The organism is Actinosynnema sp. ALI-1.44 (assembly GCF_001984155.1).
GTDB lineage: Bacteria > Actinomycetota > Actinomycetes > Mycobacteriales > Pseudonocardiaceae > Kibdelosporangium.
Genome location: NZ_MTQO01000054.1, coordinates 175411 through 192414, shown reverse-complemented (window position 1 = coordinate 192414; position 17004 = coordinate 175411). Strand labels below are relative to the sequence as shown.

The 17004-nt window shown below is 69.0% G+C and carries 18 protein-coding genes; 9 read left to right on the top strand and 9 right to left on the bottom strand.

Annotation, left to right across the window (positions count from 1 at the left end; translation table 11 throughout):
• Window positions 1–47: 47 nt before the first annotated feature.
• Both ALI144C_RS47795 and ffh read right to left on the bottom strand, forming a co-directional pair.
• Entirely contained in the window at window positions 48–1121 is a 1074-nt protein-coding gene (locus ALI144C_RS47795) for an amidohydrolase family protein (RefSeq protein WP_076993950.1), read from the bottom strand.
• Entirely contained in the window at window positions 1118–2662 is a 1545-nt protein-coding gene (ffh, locus tag ALI144C_RS47790; protein ID WP_076994803.1) for a signal recognition particle protein, read from the bottom strand. The genes ALI144C_RS47795 and ffh overlap by 4 nt, the downstream gene beginning before the upstream one ends.
• A 63-nt stretch (window positions 2663–2725) precedes the next feature.
• Here ffh and ALI144C_RS47785 point away from each other — a divergent pair, with 63 nt between their 5' ends.
• The 3 genes from ALI144C_RS47785 to ALI144C_RS58590 all read left to right on the top strand — a co-directional run bounded on the left by ALI144C_RS47785 (window position 2726) and on the right by ALI144C_RS58590 (window position 4060).
• Window positions 2726–3301, top strand: a complete 576-nt coding sequence (locus tag ALI144C_RS47785) for a 3'-5' exonuclease (RefSeq protein ID WP_202819224.1) — start codon at window positions 2726–2728, stop codon at window positions 3299–3301.
• Window positions 3301–3771, top strand: a complete 471-nt coding sequence (locus ALI144C_RS47780; RefSeq protein ID WP_076993948.1) for a hypothetical protein — start codon at window positions 3301–3303, stop codon at window positions 3769–3771. The genes ALI144C_RS47785 and ALI144C_RS47780 overlap by 1 nt, the downstream gene beginning before the upstream one ends.
• 154 nt (window positions 3772–3925) lie before the next feature.
• Window positions 3926–4060 carry a hypothetical protein gene (locus ALI144C_RS58590; protein ID WP_269086743.1) on the top strand — a complete coding sequence of 45 codons (135 nt, stop codon included), beginning with the start codon at window positions 3926–3928 and terminating at the stop codon, window positions 4058–4060.
• A 248-nt stretch (window positions 4061–4308) separates the two neighbouring features.
• On the opposite strand, the gene ALI144C_RS47775 is transcribed toward ALI144C_RS58590, so the two are convergent.
• From ALI144C_RS47775 to ALI144C_RS47765, 3 genes are read right to left on the bottom strand one after another with little or no spacing between them, the layout of a single operon-like run.
• A complete protein-coding gene (locus ALI144C_RS47775) occupies window positions 4309–6654 on the bottom strand; it encodes a [protein-PII] uridylyltransferase (RefSeq protein ID WP_076994801.1) in 2346 nt (781 codons plus the stop codon).
• 29 nt (window positions 6655–6683) lie between these two features.
• A complete protein-coding gene (locus ALI144C_RS47770; RefSeq protein ID WP_076993947.1) occupies window positions 6684–7022 on the bottom strand; it encodes a P-II family nitrogen regulator in 339 nt (112 codons plus the stop codon).
• Window positions 7019–8332 (bottom strand): ammonium transporter, encoded by a 1314-nt coding sequence (locus ALI144C_RS47765; RefSeq protein ID WP_441297621.1) that lies wholly within the window; start codon window positions 8330–8332, stop codon window positions 7019–7021. The genes ALI144C_RS47770 and ALI144C_RS47765 overlap by 4 nt, the downstream gene beginning before the upstream one ends.
• Window positions 8333–8580: 248 nt before the next feature.
• Here ALI144C_RS47765 and ALI144C_RS47760 point away from each other — a divergent pair, with 248 nt between their 5' ends.
• From ALI144C_RS47760 to ALI144C_RS47745, 4 genes are read left to right on the top strand one after another with little or no spacing between them, the layout of a single operon-like run.
• The gene (locus ALI144C_RS47760) at window positions 8581–9441 is read left to right on the top strand and encodes a putative RNA methyltransferase (protein WP_076993946.1); all 861 of its coding nucleotides are present in this window, start codon (window positions 8581–8583) and stop codon (window positions 9439–9441) included.
• Window positions 9438–10019, top strand: coding sequence for a (2Fe-2S)-binding protein (locus ALI144C_RS47755; RefSeq protein WP_083754034.1), 582 nt, complete (start codon window positions 9438–9440; stop codon window positions 10017–10019). Before ALI144C_RS47760 ends, ALI144C_RS47755 begins: the two co-directional genes overlap by 4 nt.
• A gap of 27 nt (window positions 10020–10046) precedes the next feature.
• Window positions 10047–11333 (top strand): O-acetylhomoserine aminocarboxypropyltransferase/cysteine synthase family protein, encoded by a 1287-nt coding sequence (locus ALI144C_RS47750; RefSeq protein ID WP_076994799.1) that lies wholly within the window; start codon window positions 10047–10049, stop codon window positions 11331–11333.
• The gene (locus tag ALI144C_RS47745) at window positions 11330–11809 is read left to right on the top strand and encodes a CoA-binding protein (RefSeq protein ID WP_076993945.1); all 480 of its coding nucleotides are present in this window, start codon (window positions 11330–11332) and stop codon (window positions 11807–11809) included. Before ALI144C_RS47750 ends, ALI144C_RS47745 begins: the two co-directional genes overlap by 4 nt.
• A gap of 19 nt (window positions 11810–11828) precedes the next feature.
• Here the strand turns inward: ALI144C_RS47745 and ALI144C_RS47740 are convergent, their stop codons facing one another.
• Genes ALI144C_RS47740 through allB form a run of 3 tightly spaced genes read right to left on the bottom strand, consistent with a single transcriptional unit; the run spans window position 11829 to window position 14948 of the window.
• Window positions 11829–12617 (bottom strand): DUF1206 domain-containing protein, encoded by a 789-nt coding sequence (locus ALI144C_RS47740; RefSeq protein ID WP_076993944.1) that lies wholly within the window; start codon window positions 12615–12617, stop codon window positions 11829–11831.
• 28 nt (window positions 12618–12645) lie between these two features.
• The gene (gene alc / locus ALI144C_RS47735) at window positions 12646–13632 is read right to left on the bottom strand and encodes an allantoicase (protein WP_076993943.1); all 987 of its coding nucleotides are present in this window, start codon (window positions 13630–13632) and stop codon (window positions 12646–12648) included.
• On the bottom strand, window positions 13629–14948 hold the full coding sequence (gene allB, locus ALI144C_RS47730; RefSeq protein ID WP_076994798.1) for an allantoinase AllB: 1320 nt from the start codon (window positions 14946–14948) through the stop codon (window positions 13629–13631). The genes alc and allB overlap by 4 nt, the downstream gene beginning before the upstream one ends.
• A gap of 55 nt (window positions 14949–15003) precedes the next feature.
• Between allB and uraD the strand changes: the two genes are divergently transcribed.
• Both uraD and ALI144C_RS47720 read left to right on the top strand, forming a co-directional pair.
• Window positions 15004–15486, top strand: coding sequence for a 2-oxo-4-hydroxy-4-carboxy-5-ureidoimidazoline decarboxylase (gene uraD, locus ALI144C_RS47725; RefSeq protein WP_076993942.1), 483 nt, complete (start codon window positions 15004–15006; stop codon window positions 15484–15486).
• A gap of 78 nt (window positions 15487–15564) precedes the next feature.
• On the top strand, window positions 15565–16683 hold the full coding sequence (locus ALI144C_RS47720) for an alpha/beta hydrolase family protein (RefSeq protein WP_083754033.1): 1119 nt from the start codon (window positions 15565–15567) through the stop codon (window positions 16681–16683).
• 49 nt (window positions 16684–16732) lie between these two features.
• Here the strand turns inward: ALI144C_RS47720 and ALI144C_RS55045 are convergent, their stop codons facing one another.
• Window positions 16733–16915: a hypothetical protein gene (locus tag ALI144C_RS55045; protein WP_143231326.1), complete on the bottom strand. Its 183-nt coding sequence runs from the start codon at window positions 16913–16915 to the stop codon at window positions 16733–16735.
• Window positions 16916–17004 lie beyond the last annotated feature (89 nt).

Here is a 17004-nt window from a genome sequence, read left to right as displayed (position 1 = left end):
TGGCAGACTACGGCGGTTCCCGGCGTGTCACCGAGCGATTCGGCGTGTCACCGCACGATCCGACCACGCAAGACAATCCGACTGGGTGATCGCAGCACGCTGAGGTCGGTTCGCGGATCCGCCGAGTAGGCGACGATGTCAGCCGCCGAGCCGTCTTCGATACCCGAATAGCCCAACCAGCCACGCGCTGCCCACGACCCGGCTGCCAACGCGTCCGTCCGGCTCATTCCCGCGCCGTGCAAGGCTTCTATCTCGTCCACCAGACGGCCGTGCGCGATTCCGCCACCCGCGTCCGTTCCGGCGTACACAGGCACGCCCGCGTCGATGGCCATCCGGACGGTCTCGCGTACCGACGCGTGCAGGCGGAGCATGTGCGCCGCGTATGCCGGGAACTTCGTGGCGCTCGCGGCGAGTTCGGGGAACGTGTCGATGTTGATCAGCGTCGGCACGAGCGCGGTGCCTGCCTCCGCCATGGTGGCGACGGTGTCGGCGGTCAGGCCGGTGCCGTGCTCGACGCAGTCGATCCCGGCCGCGAGCAGGCCGGGGATGGCGTCCTCGCCGAACACGTGCGCGGTCACCCGCGCCCCTGCCTGGTGCGCCACCGCGATGGCCTTGGCCAGCACGTCGTCCGGCCACAGCGGCGCCAGATCGCCGACCGAGCGGTCGATCCAGTCGCCGACCAGCTTCACCCAGCCGTCGCCGTACGCGGCCTGCTCGGCGACCGCCTCAGGCAACTGCTCCGGGTCTTCCAGTTCCACGCCCAGGTACCGGATGTAGCGCTTGGGCCTGGTGATGTGCCTGCCCGCACGCACGATCCTCGGCAGATCGAGGCGCTCCTGCAACGGCGTCGTGTCGATCGGCACGCCGCAGTCGCGCACCAGCAACGCGCCGGTGTCCCGGTCCGTCTCCGCCTGCTCGGCCGCTTCCTCCAGCGTCGGGTTGCCCGACGGCGAGATCCCGATGTGGCAGTGCGCGTCCACCAGGCCCGGCACCAGGAAGCCGCCGTCGACGACGGTTTCCGCGTTCGGCACCGGGGTGAACCGGATCCGGCCGTTGACCACCCAGACGTCGCGGACCTCGTCGCCGGGGAGCACGACTCCCCGCAGGTGCAGCGCGGTCACTTGCCCTTCTTCTTCGGGAACTTCAGCTTGGACGGGTCGAACCCGGGCGGGAGCTGGTCCAGGCCCGCCAGGCCGGGCGGCAGCTGGTTGAGACCGGGCGGCATGTGCGAGAGGTCGGGGGCGGCGCCGGCGGGGAAGCCGGGCAGCGCGGGCAGGTTGCCCTTGCCCTTGACCTTGCGGCCCTTCTTGCGCGCGTCCTTCTTGGCCTTGCGGCTCATCCCGCCGCCTCCGCCGAAGCCGAAGCGGCCCGCCATCTGCTGCATCATCTTGCGGGCTTCGAAGAAGCGGTTGACCAGGTCGTTGACCTCGGCCACCCGCACTCCGGAGCCGGTGGCGATCCGGGCCCGGCGGGAGGCGTTGATGATCTTGGGGTCCGCTCGCTCGGCCGGGGTCATGCCGCGGATGATCGCCTGCAGCCGGTCGAGGTGCTTGTCGTCGATGTTGGCCGCGGCTTCCTTCATCTGCGCGCCGCCGGGCAGCATGCCGAGCAGGTTGCCGATCGGCCCCATCTTGCGCACCTGGAGCATCTGCTCGAGGAAGTCCTCCAGCGTCAGCTGGCCCGCGGTCAGCTTCTCGGCCGCTTCCTGGGCCTGCTGCTCGTCGAAGACCTTCGTGGCCGACTCGATCAGCGACAGCACGTCACCCATGCCCAGGATGCGGCTGGCCATCCGGTCCGGGTGGAAGGCGTCGAAGTCCTCGAGCTTCTCGCCGTTGGACGCGAACATGATCGGCTGACCGGTGACGTGCCGGACCGACAGCGCGGCACCACCGCGGGCGTCGCCGTCGAGCTTGGTGAGCACGACACCGGTGAAGCCGACGCCGTCGCGGAACGCCTCGGCCGTGGACACCGCGTCCTGACCGATCATGGCGTCGACCACGAACAGGGTCTCGTCCGGTTGGACCGCGTCACGGATGTCCGCGGCCTGCTTCATCAGCTCCTCGTCGACACCGAGACGGCCGGCGGTGTCCACGATGACCACGTCGTGCTGGGCGCGCTTGGCCTCTTCGATCGCGCGGCGGGCCACGTCCACCGGATCGCCGACGCCGTTGCCGGGCTCGGGGGCGTACACCTGGACCCCGGCGCGCTCGCCGACGACCTGCAACTGGGTGACCGCGTTGGGTCGCTGGAGGTCACACGCGACCAGCAGCGGCGCGTGGCTCTGCTCCCGCAGCCAGCGGGCGAGCTTTCCCGCCAGGGTGGTCTTACCGGAACCCTGCAGACCGGCGAGCATGATCACGGTCGGCGGGTGCTTGGCGAAGTTCAGCCTGCGGGTCTCGCCGCCGAGGATCGCGATGAGCTCCTCGTTGACGATCTTGACGACCTGCTGGGCCGGGTTCAGCGCCGCGGAGACCTCGGCGCCCTTGGCCCGCTCCTTGATCTGCGCGATGAAGGCGCGCACGACCGGCAGCGCGACGTCGGCCTCCAGCAGCGCGATGCGGATCTCGCGCGCGGTGGAGTCGATGTCCGCGTCTGTCAGTCGCCCTTTGGAACGCAGGTTCTGCAGGACCGATGTGAGCCGGTCGGAAAGGGTGTCGAACACGGACAGCACTCCCAGGCGAAGTCGTGGGTATCACCACCAGGGTAGTCGCGGTTGGATGTGCGGGTGGCAAAGGCCAGTATCTACATCTCGGTGGACGTCGAGGCCGACGGCCCGATCCCCGGTCCGTACTCGATGATCTCGCTCGGCGCCTGCGTGGCCGGGCGGCACGACGGCGGGGTGTTCACCGCCGAGGATCCGCAGGCCCGGACGTTCTACCGGGAGCTCAAGCCGATCAGTGACGACTTCGTGCCGGAGGCACTCGCGGTCAGCGGGCTGGACCGCGACCGCCTGGCTGTCGACGGCACCGACCCGGCCGAGGCGATGCGGGACTTCTCGCAGTGGGTACGGGAGGTGTCCGGCGGTGCGTCGGCCGTGTTCACCGCGTACCCGGCGAGCTTCGACTGGATGTTCACGTACTGGTACGCGATCCGCTTCACCGGAGTGAGCCCGTTCGGCCACTCCCGGTGCCTGGACATGAAGACGCACTTCGCGGCGCGCTGGGACCGTCCGATCAGCGGGGTCGCCAAGGGCACGATGCCCAAACACCTGCTGTCCAAGCGCAGGCACACCCACAACGCGCTGGACGACGCGATCGAGCAGGGCGAGATGTTCGCGAACCTGATGACGGCGAGGCCCTGATGCCCCGGTACGCACAGGAGTCGTCGTCAAGGCTCGGTCGCCGGACCGGGCCCGTCGGCCGGGGCGTGCTGTACTTCCTGGCGTTGTTCGTGTGGCTGGCCGGCCCGGCGATACTCGTGTTCGTCCCGGTCCCCGACGAGGACCGCACGGTCGCCGTGATCGTCAACGTCGTCGTGACGCTCATCATGATCCCGCTCGGGCTGCTCGTCTGGCGGACGGCCAGCACGGCGGCCGTCGACCAACGACGTCTCGACCGGGCCGGGGTGCCCGCGGTCGCCGAGATCCTCTCGTCCGACCACACCGACCTCGACGGGATGGTGGCGCTGGAACTGCGGCTGCGGCTCAGCGGCGAGGGGTTCGAGCCGTTCGAGGCGACCGTGCGGTGCTCGTACGAGGACGGCCTGGAGGCGGGTGTGCGGCTCAACGCCAAGGTCGACCCGTCCGACCAGCTGTTCATGATCGTTCGCTGATTCCCAAGCGCAAGCCGACCGCGTGCCAGTGGGCGTTGACGGGAACGCTGTCCGGCGGTGCCAACCTCGCCAGCGGCGGTACCCCCAAGGGCACCCAGACCGACGACTTCGAGGGCAACACGACGTCCAAGCTGAGCTTCGACGACGGTCCTGTGTGCTGGTCGTCGCGGCGAACCGGAACAAGTACCTGCAGGCCCAGATGAACGCGGGCGGCTCGAAGGACCCGTGCGGGGACGTCCGCAAGTGGCTCAAGGTCGTGTGGGACCGGCTGCCGGAGGGCCAGTACTAGTGTGAGAACCGCCCGGTAGGCCCTACCCCTCGATGGGCCCCGCCGGGCGGTTCACGGTCCGAGCAAGCACCCCGCTATCGCGGCAACCGCCCGGCCCCCGCCCGGGCGATCTCCCTCCTGCACCGCGTCCCCTCGCGCTCGCGCGCCTCCTCGTGACAGCCCTAAGACTGCCGCTGAGCTGGGCTTACCGGCAGCGTGAAGGCCCCCGTATCGCGCTGGGTAGGACTACTCAGGCGGGGTGAGTGGGATCAGGTGACGGCCGCCGTGTGGACGGCTTCGGCGAGCCGGTCTCGGCTGTCGGGGCTCAGGGCGCCGCCGTCGGCCGCTTGGACGCAGAACGAGTCGACAGCCGTGGCGCCCAGTGTGGCCGCACGAGCCCACTGTACGTCGGCGCCACACCGTTCCAACGCCTCGGCGACGCGGTACAGCAGGCCGATGCGGTCCGCCGCGCGCAGTTCGAGCACGACAGCACCTGGGTAGTCCTTGCCCGCTTCGTCGTCGAACCAGAGCACTCGTGGCTCGGGTGCGTCTTCCGGTCGTCCGCCATAGTCGCGCTCTTTGGCCGTCAACCGCTCGGCCAACGGCAACTTGCCCGCCAACGCGAGCCCCATTTGCTCACGCAGCAACGACGCGTTCGGCAACGAACCGAACCGCGGCGACGCCGTGAACATCAGCACGGCGATGCCCGCGTACGAGTCAACGCTCGCCGCGTGCACTTCCAACGAGTTCAACGCGAGCACGCCAGCGGCCCGGGACAGCAGCCCCGGCCGGTTCGGCGCGAAGACCGTCACGGTCGCGACCCGGCCGGACGACTCGATCTCGACGTCGTGTTTGCCTGACGCGGCAACGGCTTCGGCACGCACCCGGTGCGGTGAAGCCAGTGGCTCCGGCCGGGCGATCGGTTCCCCTGCCATCGCACGACGGCTGTTGACGACGAGCTCGCCGATCAGCGCCGCCTTCCACTCGGTCCACACGCCCGGCCCGGTCGCCAGCGCGTCCGCTTCCGCCAGCGCGTGCAGCAGTTCCAGCAGTACCGGGTCGCCACCGAGGGTTTCGGCGACCCGCACGACCGTGGCCTCGTCGGTGACGTCGCGCCTGGTCGCGGTGTCCGGCAGGAGCAGGTGGTGGCGGACCGCCGCCGACAGCGTGTCGACGTCCTGTTTGGACAAGCCGAGCCGCTCGCCGACCTGGGTCGCCAGTGCCGCACCGACTTCCGAGTGGTCCGCGCGTCTGCCTTTGCCGATGTCGTGCAGCAGCGCGCCGAGCAGCAGCAGGTCCGGCCGTGCCACCCTGGTGACCATCCGGCCGGCGTACGCGGTGGTCTGCACGAGGTGCCGGTCGACCGTCCACTTGTGCGCCGCGTCCCTGGGCGGCAGGTCACGGACAGCTCCCCACTCCGGGAACAGTCGTGCCCACAACCCCGTGCGGTCCAACGCCTCGATGACGTCGATGAGGCCTTCTCCCGCGCCCAGCAACGCGATCAGCTCGTCGCGAGTGTGCACGGGCCACGGTGTACGGGGTTCCGGCGCTGACTCGGCGAGGCGTTGCAACGTCGCCGGGGAGATCTGGTTGCCGGTGCGAGCGGCGGCCGCGGCCACCCGGAGCAACAAGGCGGGGTCGCGGTGGGGTTCGGCGTCCCTCGCCAGGGTCACTTCGTTGCCGTGCAGCACAACGCCTTCGTCGAGCGGTCGGCGTTCCGGCCCACGCCGGAGCCTGCCCAGCACGCGGCGCGGGCCGTCGGGCACGACTCCGCGCAAGGCGACGTCGAGCGCGTACGCCACTGCCCGGCCGGCTCCCGACAGCGCCCGCGCGAGATCGAATCGGTCACCCCTGTCCAACGCCGCTGCGACTTCGTCGGCGTCCTGGGCGCGTAGGACGTCGTTGGGACGCCGCACGACACGGCGGAACTCGGTCCGCACGTCCAACAGGAGCCTTTGCGCCTGGTGGACTTCCTCACTCGGCCGGTCGGTCAGCTGCGCCACGGCCAACGCCCGCAACAGGCCGACGTCCCGCAGGCCACCGCGGCCGTGTTTGAGATCCGGTTCGACCCAATGGGCCACTTCCCCGCTGCGCCGCCAGCGCAGCCGCGCGTCCTCGGCCATGGCGGGGACGCGTTTGCGCGCCGTCGCCCGCCACCGGTCACGCGCGGAGGTCGCCAGCCGCTCCGCGACCCGCTGGTCACCGGCGATGAACCGGGCGTCGAGCAGGCCCGCCGCGGTCCGCAGGTCGCTCGTGGCGACGTCCAGCGCCTCGCCGACGGTGCGCACCGAGTGGTCAAGGCCGATCCCGGAGTTCCACAGCGGGTACCACAGCTGTTCGGCCAGGTCGGTCACGGCGCTGCCGCGTCCCTCGTGCACCAGCAACAGGTCCAGGTCGGCGTACGGCACGAGCTCGCGCCTGCCGAGGCCACCGACCGCCACCAGCGCGACCCCCTGGCCCGCGTCGATCCCGGCCTGTGCCGCGTGTGCGGTGAGCCAGAACTCGTGCAGGTCGGTCAGTGCTTCACGAAGCGCGTCAGGCGCGAGCCTGCGCTGGCCCGTGACCGGCTTGAGCAGCCGGTCACGGGCCTGCACGAGATCAGCCGCCGACGGCACCTCCCCCACGGGAATCCCCCCGTCGCCCGTCACAGCGCGTCGGTACCGCGTTCCCCGGTCCGCACCCTGACGACGGTGTCGACCGGCGTGACCCAGACCTTGCCGTCACCGATCTTGCCCGTCCGCGCCGCCTCCACGACGGCTTCGACGACCTTGTCCACCGCCGCGTCGTCGGTGAGCACCTCGATGCGCACCTTCTGCACGAAGTCCACGGCGTACTCGGCGCCGCGGTAGACCTCGGTGTGGCCCTTCTGCCTGCCGTAGCCGCGGACCTCGCTGACGGTCATGCCGAGCACGCCGAGTTGCTCCAGCGCCGCTTTGACGTCGTCGAGGGTGAACGGCTTGATGATCGCGGTCACGAGTTTCATGCCTTGCTCTTTTCCAGGGAAGCAGCGGAGTGTGCGCCGGTCGGTTTGGCGGAGTGGCCGAGGCCCGCGCCGCCGCCCAGTCCACCGAAGTCGTACGCGCTTTCGGCGTGCAGCGCCTCGTCGACGCCGGAGACCTCGTCCTCCTTGGACACCCGGAACCCGATGGTGATCTTGATCAGGAAGCCGAGGACAAGGGTGAGCACGAAGGAGTACGCGAGCACCGCGCCCGCCGCGACGGCCTGCTTACCCAATTGGGCGAAACCACCGCCGTAGAACAGGCCGTCCGCGCCGGCGGAGTTCAGCGACGTGGTGGCGAAGAACCCGAGCAGCAGGGTGCCGACCAGGCCGCCGACCAGGTGCACGCCGACGACGTCGAGCGAGTCGTCGAAGCCGAGCCTGTACTTCAGGCTGACCGCGAGAGCACACAGCACACCGGCGATGACACCGATGGCCAACGCGCCGAGCGGGCTGACGAACCCGGCTGCAGGGGTGATCGCGACGAGACCCGCGACCGCTCCGGACGCCGCGCCCAGCGTGGTCGGCTTGCCGTACTTGATCTGCTCGACCAGCAGCCAGCCGATGACAGCGGCGGCCGTGGCGACCGTGGTGGTCATGAACGCGACGGCGGCGGTCTGGTTGGCGCCGAGCGCGGACCCGGCGTTGAAGCCGTACCAGCCGAACCACAGCAGGCTGGCGCCCAGCAGGACGAACGGGACGTTGTGCGGGCGGCCGGTGTCACGCGGCCAGCCGGTGCGCTTGCCGAGCAGGAGAGCCAGTGCCAGACCCGCGGCACCGGCGTTGATGTGCACCGCCGTGCCGCCCGCGAAGTCCAGCGCCTTCAACTGGTTGGCGATCCACCCGCCGACGACCGACCCGTCGGCCGACGAGAACGCGAAGACCCAGTGCGCGACCGGGAAGTACACGATGGTCGCCCACAGCCCCGCGAAGATCGTCCACGCCCAGAACCTGGTCCGGTCGGCGATCGCGCCGGAGATCAGCGCGACCGTGATGATCGCGAACATCAGCTGGAACATCACGAACGCGAGCGCCGGGTACTGGTGACCAGCCGGATCCTCCGGGGTCGGCGCGGTACCGGCCACGGCACCGACCGTCCCTTCGAGCCCGACGTTGTCGAGGTTGCCGACCAGGCCGCCGAACGCGTCGTTGCCGAACGCGAGCGAATAGCCGAACAGCACCCACAGCACCCCGACCACACCGAGCGCGACGAAGTTCATCATGAGCATGTTGAGCACGCTCTTCGAGCGGACCATGCCGCCGTAGAAGAACGCGAGCCCTGGCGTCATCAGCATGACCAGGGCGGCACTGGCCAGGATCCAGGCTGTGTCTCCTGCGTTCACATCGTCCTCCCGTGCTGTCCTTTGCAACGGGCAGGATCGATAAGCGGTGTTTCCTGAGATGGCACCGCGCGTTTCGCGGCGGTGAACTGTGCGGCACCCATTGTTACGAGAACGTTTCCCCCCTGGTCCACGAGTGAATCGTTACCAATCGGACAACCCGCTTTGTCCACCGGGCCGCGGCTGGATAGCGTCGTAGGACGATGAGCCGAGGTAGAAGCGACGAGAAGACCGGCAACCCGGTTGGTTTCCCACCGGTACCGCTGGGGGCTCTGTGCTGCCCGCACTGCCAGTCCCCCCTCACCCAGCGCGACCGGGCGCTGCGGTGCACGTCAGGGCACAGTTTCGACCTGGCCAAGCAGGGCTACGTGAACCTGCTGGGGTCCGGGAACGGGGACACCACCCAGATGGTGGCCGCTCGGGACGAGTTCCTCTCAGCGGGGCACTACGCGCCACTGGCCCGGCTGGTGGCCCACGAGGCCGCCCGTGACCTGCGCCGCGACGCGCTCGTGGTGGACGCGGGTACCGGTACGGGTTACTACCTTGCGGCGACATTGGCGCGCGCACCGGCCGCCTCGGGGCTCGGCATGGACACGTCCACGGCCGCGTTGCGCCGGGCCGCCCGCGCGCACCCCGGCATCGGCGCGGTCGCGTGGGACCTGTGGAAGCCGTGGCCGCTGCGGGAGCGGTCGGCGGACGTGATCATGAACATCTTCGCGCCGCGCAACCTGATCGAATGCCATCGGGTGCTGCGCCCGGAAGGCACGCTCGTCGTGGTCACTCCGGACTCGACGCACCTGTCCGAGCTGCGCACGTACGTGGACATGCTCGAGGTGGACGCGGACAAGCTGACCAGGCTGGACTCGTCGCTGCAGGCCCAGTTCGCACTGACCGGGCGGCACGACTGCGAGATCGAGCTGACGCTCGAGCCCGGTGACGTGCACCGCGTCGTCCACATGGGACCCAACGCGTACCACGTGGCGGAGGGGGCGCTGGCTTCGGTCAAGCACGCGTTGACGGTCACCGCGGCGTTCGTCGTTTCCGTCTACCGGAGAAACTCGTGATCGAAGTACCGGGGGCGTTCGTCGAGGACACCGGGTGGCTGGCCGACCAACTGACGCTGTCGGCGCGGCGCTACCCGCTCGGTGATCGGGTCACGCTGGGGGTGCTGTGGTGGTACTCGGCCAGTTCGGTGCTGTTCGGGCCGGTCGTCGACGGCCGTGACCCCGGGTTGGCCGCGGTGACGCTGTTGATGGAGCCGGACGGGCGCGTGCTGGACGCGCGGTCGCCGGTCTACGAGGGGGATCTGCCCGCGCGGACCCACGAGATGCTGACAGCCGCGATCGCCGCCGTGGCGAAGGCCAGCGGCGCGCGGGAGCGGCACCTGTGGGCGATCGCCGCGGACTCGCTGGCGACGCGGTTGCTGTGGGCGGGCAGGGCGGCTCAGGCGGCCCAGTTCGCCGCCGCGATCGGCGCCGAGCTGCCGACGCCCCGGTACGTCGAACTCCGGGGGCGTCAGTTCGTCCGGCGCGGGTCGTGCTGCCTGATCTACCTCGGCGCTTCGCACGAGGAGAAGTGCACGAGCTGTCCGCGGCAGAAGCCCGCGGACCGGCTGGCCAGGCTCTCCCGACTGGTGGGATGAGCGTTCCACGGCCGCTACGGTGTGCTGGTGAGTGAACGGACGTGGGGTTTCCGGACGCGGGCGTTGCACGCTGGTGGCGCACCCGACCCGACCACCGGGGCCAGAGCGGTGCCCATCTACCAGTCGACCAGTTTCGTCTTCGAGGACACCGCCGACGCGGCGAACCTGTTCGCCCTGCAGAAGTACGGCAACGTCTACAGCCGGATCGGCAACCCGACGGTCGCCGCGTTCGAGGAGCGGATCGCCAGCCTCGAAGGCGGGATCGGGGCGGTGGCCACCGCCAGCGGGCAGGCCGCCGAGTTCCTCACGTTCACCGCGCTGGCCGAGGCAGGCGACCACATCGTGTCGGCGAGCGGCCTCTACGGTGGCACGGTCACCCAGCTCGACGGCACGCTGCGCCGCCTGGGGATCTCGACGACGTTCGTCGACGGCGAGGTGGACGCCTACGCCGCCGCGATCACCGACCGCACCAAGGTGATCTACACCGAGGTGATCGGCAACCCGTCCGGTGCCATCGCCGACCTCGAAGGCCTCGGCGAGCTCGCTCGGGAGCACGGGATTCCGCTGGTCGTGGACGCGACACTGGCGACGCCGTACCTGTGCAGGCCGTTGGAGCACGGCGCCGACATCGTGCTGCACTCGGCGACGAAGTTCCTCGGCGGGCACGGCACGACGCTCGGCGGCGTGATCGTCGAATCCGGCCGATTCGACTGGGGCAACGGCAACTTCCCCCGGATGACCGAGGTCGTCCCGTCCTACGGCGGGTTGAGGTACTGGGAGAACTTCGGCGAATACGCGTTCTGCACGCGCCTGCGGGCCGAACAGTTGCGTGACGTCGGCGCGGTGCTCTCGCCGCATTCGGCGTTCCTGCTGTTGCAAGGCGTCGAGACGTTGCCGCAGCGGATGGACGAGCACGTGTCCAACGCGCGGAAAGTGGCCTCCCGGTTGTCGGTCGACGACCGCGTGGCGTGGGTCGGGTATGCGGGCCTGCCGTCGCACCCGCATCACAAGCGGGCGCAGAAGTACTTCCCGCACGGACCGGGCGCTGTGTTCTCGTTCGGCGTCAAGGGTGGCCGCCAGGCCGGGCAGAAGTTCGTCGAGTCCGTGGAGCTGTTGAGCCACTTGGCCAACGTCGGCGACGCGCGCAGTCTCGTGATCCACCCGGCGTCCACCACGCACCAGCAGTTGTCGGACGAGCACCTGGCCGCGGCCGGTGTCGGTCCCGACCTGATCCGGTTGTCGGTCGGGCTGGAGGACGTCGAGGACATCCTGTGGGACATCGACCAGGCGCTCACACAGGCGGTGAAAGCATGACGTGGCAAGGCCCTTCCGCCGCCCAGCGGCGCGCGATCCTGCTGGACACCAAGCGGGTCGCGTTGGTCGGTGCTTCCGCGAACACCGCACGGCCGAGCTACTTCGTTGCCACGTACCTGTTGTCGTCGACGCGGTACGAGGTGTCGTTCGTCAACCCGAGGCTGGATTCCCTGCTGGGCGAACCGGTTTACCCGACACTGGCTGACCTGCCGAAGCCGCCGGACCTGGTCTCGGTGTTCCGCAAGCACGACGACCTGCCCGGTGTCGCCGAGGAAGTCATCGACGCCGGTGCCCGCACCCTGTGGCTGCAACTCGGCCTGGTCCACGAACCCGTCGCACGACGGGCCGAGGAAGCCGGGTTGAACGTCGTGATGAACCGGTGCGTGAAGATCGAACACGCGCGCTTCGCCGGTGGCCTGCACCTCGCGGGATTCGACACCGGCGTGATCTCCTCCCGCCGCAACACATTCCGCTGATCAAGCCCCGTGAGTGTTTTCAGCCTTTGTGAGCGCGGGCCGCGGCGAAGGAGTAGACGCCGTAGGCGGCGAACCCGAGCGCCACGATGAACAGCAGGACCGAGCCGAACGTCTGCGCCTGCAACGCCTTCAGCGCGCCGTCCAGGCCCTTGGCGTCGCCCGGTTCGGCGTTGATCGCGGCGACGCCGACGAGGACGCCGATGATGCCGTACGCCACACCCTTGGAACTGTGCCCGAAAACGCCCAGCGGCTCGGCCGGTTTCGGCAGACGGGAACGGTCGAGATCCTCCAGGAACAGTTTTTTGACACCACGGCGAACGGCCGCGACCGCCACTCCCAGGATGATCAGCGCGAGAATTCCGACCAGGATCTGACCGAAGGGCTGCGACATCAGCTTCGCTGTCCCTTCTTTGGTCGTGTCGTTGCTCGACCCGCCGCCGGAGCCCGCGGCGATCTGGACCGCGGAGATCCCCAGCGATATCGCGACGAAGGCGCGCGAGCCCGCCCCGAACTTGCGGAGGAAACGTTTGCGCCCCTTCTCCACCCAGGTGTAGCCGTTGATGATCATGAGGATCTGCCAGAGCCCGTACGCGAACAAACCGATGGCCAGAACCCATAACAACACCGGCCCGACCTGCGTTTGCGCGAGTGACCCCACCGCGCCTTTCTGATCGGCCTGTTCGGACTCACCGAACACCAGCTGAATGGCGAGCCACGCGACAAGCAGGTGCACAACGCCGTAACAGATCATCCCGAACCGGCCGAGGGCCTGCGTTGCCTTGTGCGTGCGTAAGTGAGCCATGCCCATGGGATTGACAATCCCAGCGTGGCGCAAACTACGGCAAACGGTCCTGCCAGCGGGAGACGAACAGCCCACGGCCTTCCTCGGTCAACGAGCCCCAGAGCCGCAACCTGGCCATCCCCCCGTCCGGGTAGACGTCCAGCCGGGCCTGGGTGGCCTCGTGCTCATCGGCCACCCGGAACAGGTGGCGAGTGTCGGGTTGCAACCGCTCACGGCTGAGCAGCTCGATCCACTCGCCGGACGCGTCCGCACAGCTGACCGACGCCCAGCCGGGCGAGTTCCCCTTGAAGTGCGTCGTGTCCAGCTCGACCAGCCGGATGATCCCTTTGGCCGCCAGCCGCAGCGACACCCAGTCGTTGCCGTCGTCCCGGCGCCGCGCCGTCTCCCAGCCCTCGCCCATCACCGCGGCTGGTCCCGGCGCGATCAGGTTGCTGGGCGACGAGTAGAACTTGTTGCTGCAGTCGGCGATCTCCGCGCCGTTCGCCAACGCGGCCAGGTCCATGTGGTCGAAGTTGAGGAAGTTCGGGTCCGCGACAGGTGACCCGTGCACACGCAGCCGCGCGACGCCGCCGTCCGGATAGATCGTCAACCGCACGTGCGTGTAGCGGTGGGTGTCCGTCACCTCGAAGAGGTTCTTGGTGTCACCGGCGAGCGGCGAACGCGGCACCACCGTCGTCCACCCGGTCAGTTCGTCCGGGCTCGGATACCCCTCGACGCCGCACGCCTCCACCGACGCGAACGGCGGGTAGTTGCCCGTGAAGAACGCCGTGTCGATCACGACGCCCTTGATCACGCCCGGCATGCCCAGCCGGACGATCGCCTGGTCGACACCGTCCGCACGGCGTCGCCTGGTCTCCCAGCCGTCGTAGACCTGTCCCTTGTGACCGAAGGTGTACATCTGGAAGACCGGCTCACTCGCCCTGATCAGGTTCTCGCGCTCGGCGAAGAGCTCGTCGTTCGCCCACACCACCGAGCCACCGAACCTGCGGCTGGCCAGGTCCGGGTTCTCCACGAAGGTCATGCGTCCTCCCTGCCGAGCAGATCACCGTGCATCTCCTCGCCGGTGACCTTGATGCCCCGCAGCCACGTGGACACGACCCGACCGGCCAGCGGCATGCCGTGGTACGCGGTCACGCGGTTGCGGTGGTGCAACTGCTCGGCCTGGACGACGAAGGCCTCGTCCGGCGCGAACACACAGAAGTCCGCGTCGTAGCCCGGCTTGATCTGGCCCTTGTGCCGCATACCGGCCAGCTTGGCTGGACGGTGCGCCATCCACTCGGCGACGTCGAACATCGTGTGGCCACGGCGGCGCGCCTGCGTCCACACGGCAGGCAGGCCGAGCTGCAGGCTCGCGATGCCACCCCACGCCTCGCCGAAGTCACCCGTGTCGAAACGTTTCAACTCGACGGTCGACGGCGAGTGGTCGCTGACGATGAAGTCGATCAGGCCGTCCTTGAGGCCCTGCCACAGCGCCTCCCGGTTGGCGGCGTCCCTGATCGGCGGGCAGCACTTGAACTGGGTGGCGCCGTCCGGGATCTCCTCGGCGACGAACGTCAGGTAGTGCGGGCACGTCTCCACGGTCAGCTCGATGCCCTCGCGCTTGGCCTCCGCGATCATCGGCAGCGCCTCGGCCGACGCCAGGTGCAGGATGTGCACCCGCGCCCCGGTCTCCCTGGCCAACGCGATCACCCGCTTGATCGCGGCGTTCTCGGCCTCGGGCGGACGGGAGGCGACGAAGTCCGCGTACTTGCGGCCGTGCGCAGGCGTGATGGTGTGCTCGTCCTCGGCGTGCACGATCATCAGCCCGTTGAAGCGGTTCATCTCGGTGAGCGCCGCCTCGAACTCCGCGAAGCTCAGGTGGCGGAACTCGTCGACGCCGGAGTGCAGCAGGAAGCTCTTGAACCCGAACACGCCCGACTCGTGCATCGGCCGCAACTGCTTGAGGTTGCCGGGAACGGCACCGCCCCAGAACCCGACGTCGATGTGCAGCCTGCCCTCGGCCGTCTTGCGCTTGGCCTCGAGGGCGTCCACGTCGATGGTCGGCGGGAGGCTGTTGAGCGGCATGTCGAGCAACGTCGTGACACCACCGGCCGCCGCCGCCCGAGTCGCGGTCTTGAAGCCCTCCCACTCGGTCCGGCCGGGATCGTTGACGTGCACGTGGGTGTCCACGAGACCGGGGAGCAACACCTGGTTGGAGCCGAGCTCGATCACCCGGTCGGCGTCCAGCGCACTGTTCAACGGCTCGACGGCGACGATGCGCCCCTCCCGCACGCCGACGGTCCCCTCGGTCTGACCAGCCGAGGTGATCATCCTGCGGGCCCGGAACACCAGGTCCAGCACCTGCCACCCTCTTTCCGCTTCGTGAAACACTTCTCCGGGCTAATGTGGGCCCGTGCCTGCCGTCAACCTGCACCGTTTCAACACGGCCCCAGCCGACGACCTGCGTCCGTTGCTGAGAGATTGTCTCGCGGTGCCCAGGTGGGCCGACGAGGTGCTCGCCATGAGACCGTTCGCCGATCGTGCGACATTACTGTCCGTGGCGAGGTCCCGGGCAAGCGAACTGAGCAACGACGAACTCCACCTGGCCATGGCCGCACACCCCAGGATCGGCGAACGCAAGGACGGCGACGCATGGTCACAGGCCGAACAGTCCGGAGTAGAGCGGTCACTGGAGTCACGTCTGTTTGAGGCCAACCAGCGTTACGAGGAACGGTTCGGACACATCTACCTCGTGTACGCGTCCGGTCGCGACGGTGAGGAGCTGCTCGGCATCCTGGAGGACCGGCTCGGCAACGACGCGGCCACCGAGCTGCGGATCGTCAACGGCGAGCTGGCCAAGATCGCCCTGCGCCGTCTCGAGCTGTTGGTGACCTAAGCCGGGCACGCACACGTGGGCTGGCGATCAACCCTTGGAATGAGGCGCGATGACCTCGCTGCCGGGCAAGGTGGAGGCATGTCGCTACTCACGAAAACGCTTGCCGCAGGGGTGGTGGGCGCAGCAGTGCTGGTCGGGGCACCGGTCACCGCCTCGGCCGCGGCCAAAGTGACGTTCACACTCCCCTCGCCGACCGGGCACCACCAGGTCGGCACGCGGGCGCTGCACCTGGTCGACGCGAACCGGCCGGACCCGTGGAAACCGGACCGCACACGAGAACTCATGATCAACGTCTGGTACCCGGCCGACGACGCATGGCGCTACCCGAAGGCGCCGTGGCTGCCGAACGGTCTGGTCGGCGACATCGAGGAGTTCGCCGCCGCGCCTCCGGCCAACGTTCCCCAGGGCTCGGTGGACTGGGCGGGCACACGCTCGGCCGGTCACGTCGACGCACCCGTCAAGCGGGGCAAGCGTCCGGTTGTGCTCTACTCCCCCGGTTTCGGCGGACCACGGGCCATCGGCACCACCGCGGTCCAGGACTTGGCTTCACACGGCTACATCGTCGTCACGATCGACCACACCTTCGAGACCACAGTCGAGTTCCCCGGCGGCCGGGTGGAGAAGAACATCACGATCCCGTGGGAGAAGATGGGCACGGCGCTGGACGCGCGGGTCGCCGACACCCGGTTCGTCCTGGACGAACTGGGCAAGCAGCGGTGGCTCGACGGTTCGGCGGATCTGCGGCGGGTCGGCATGTTCGGCCATTCGTACGGCGGGTTCACCGCCGGTGAGGCGATGCTGCGCGACCGGCGGATCGACGCGGGCATCAACATGGACGGCGCCATGTTCCCCGAGTTCGGCGAGGTGGCCAAGCAGGGGCTGGATCGGCCGTTCTTCCTGATGGGCGGGCAGTTCGACATGCCGGACGGCAGCGTCGTCGACCACTCGCCGGACACGGCGTTCGACGCGAGCTGGGGTCAGTTCTGGGGAAACCAGAAGGGACCGAAGCGATCCGTGGTGTACACCGGGGCAAGGCACCACAGTTTCAGCGATCTGCAGCCGATCCTGCCCCAGTTGGTCAAGCCGCTCGGGTTCCCGGCCGACCACTTCAAACCCTTCGTCGGCACCATCGACCCCGCCCGGTCCGTCCGGGCGCAGAACTCGGACATCCGGCGGTTCTTCGAGCGTTATCTCTAGCCTGGTCCGGGACGAGCCGTCAGTAGGGTGCGATATGCGTTTCTCGCACTCACCCGAGGTCCGGCGCGACTTCCCCGCCCTGGTGCCCGGGGTGCTCACCGTCACGGCAATCACCCCGGCCCCGACTGTCGCCGATCGCCTGGATCCGCTCCACGTTCTCGGCGATGGGGATGAAGCCCACCCAGTACGCGACTTTCGCAGGCCGAGGAACACCCGGCACCGGGCGAGACATCGTCGGTCCTGATCGTGGCGGAGGCACTGCACGACTTGGCGCTCCCGGACATCGAAGCGGTGATCACGACGCTCGATGAGGAGATCGCC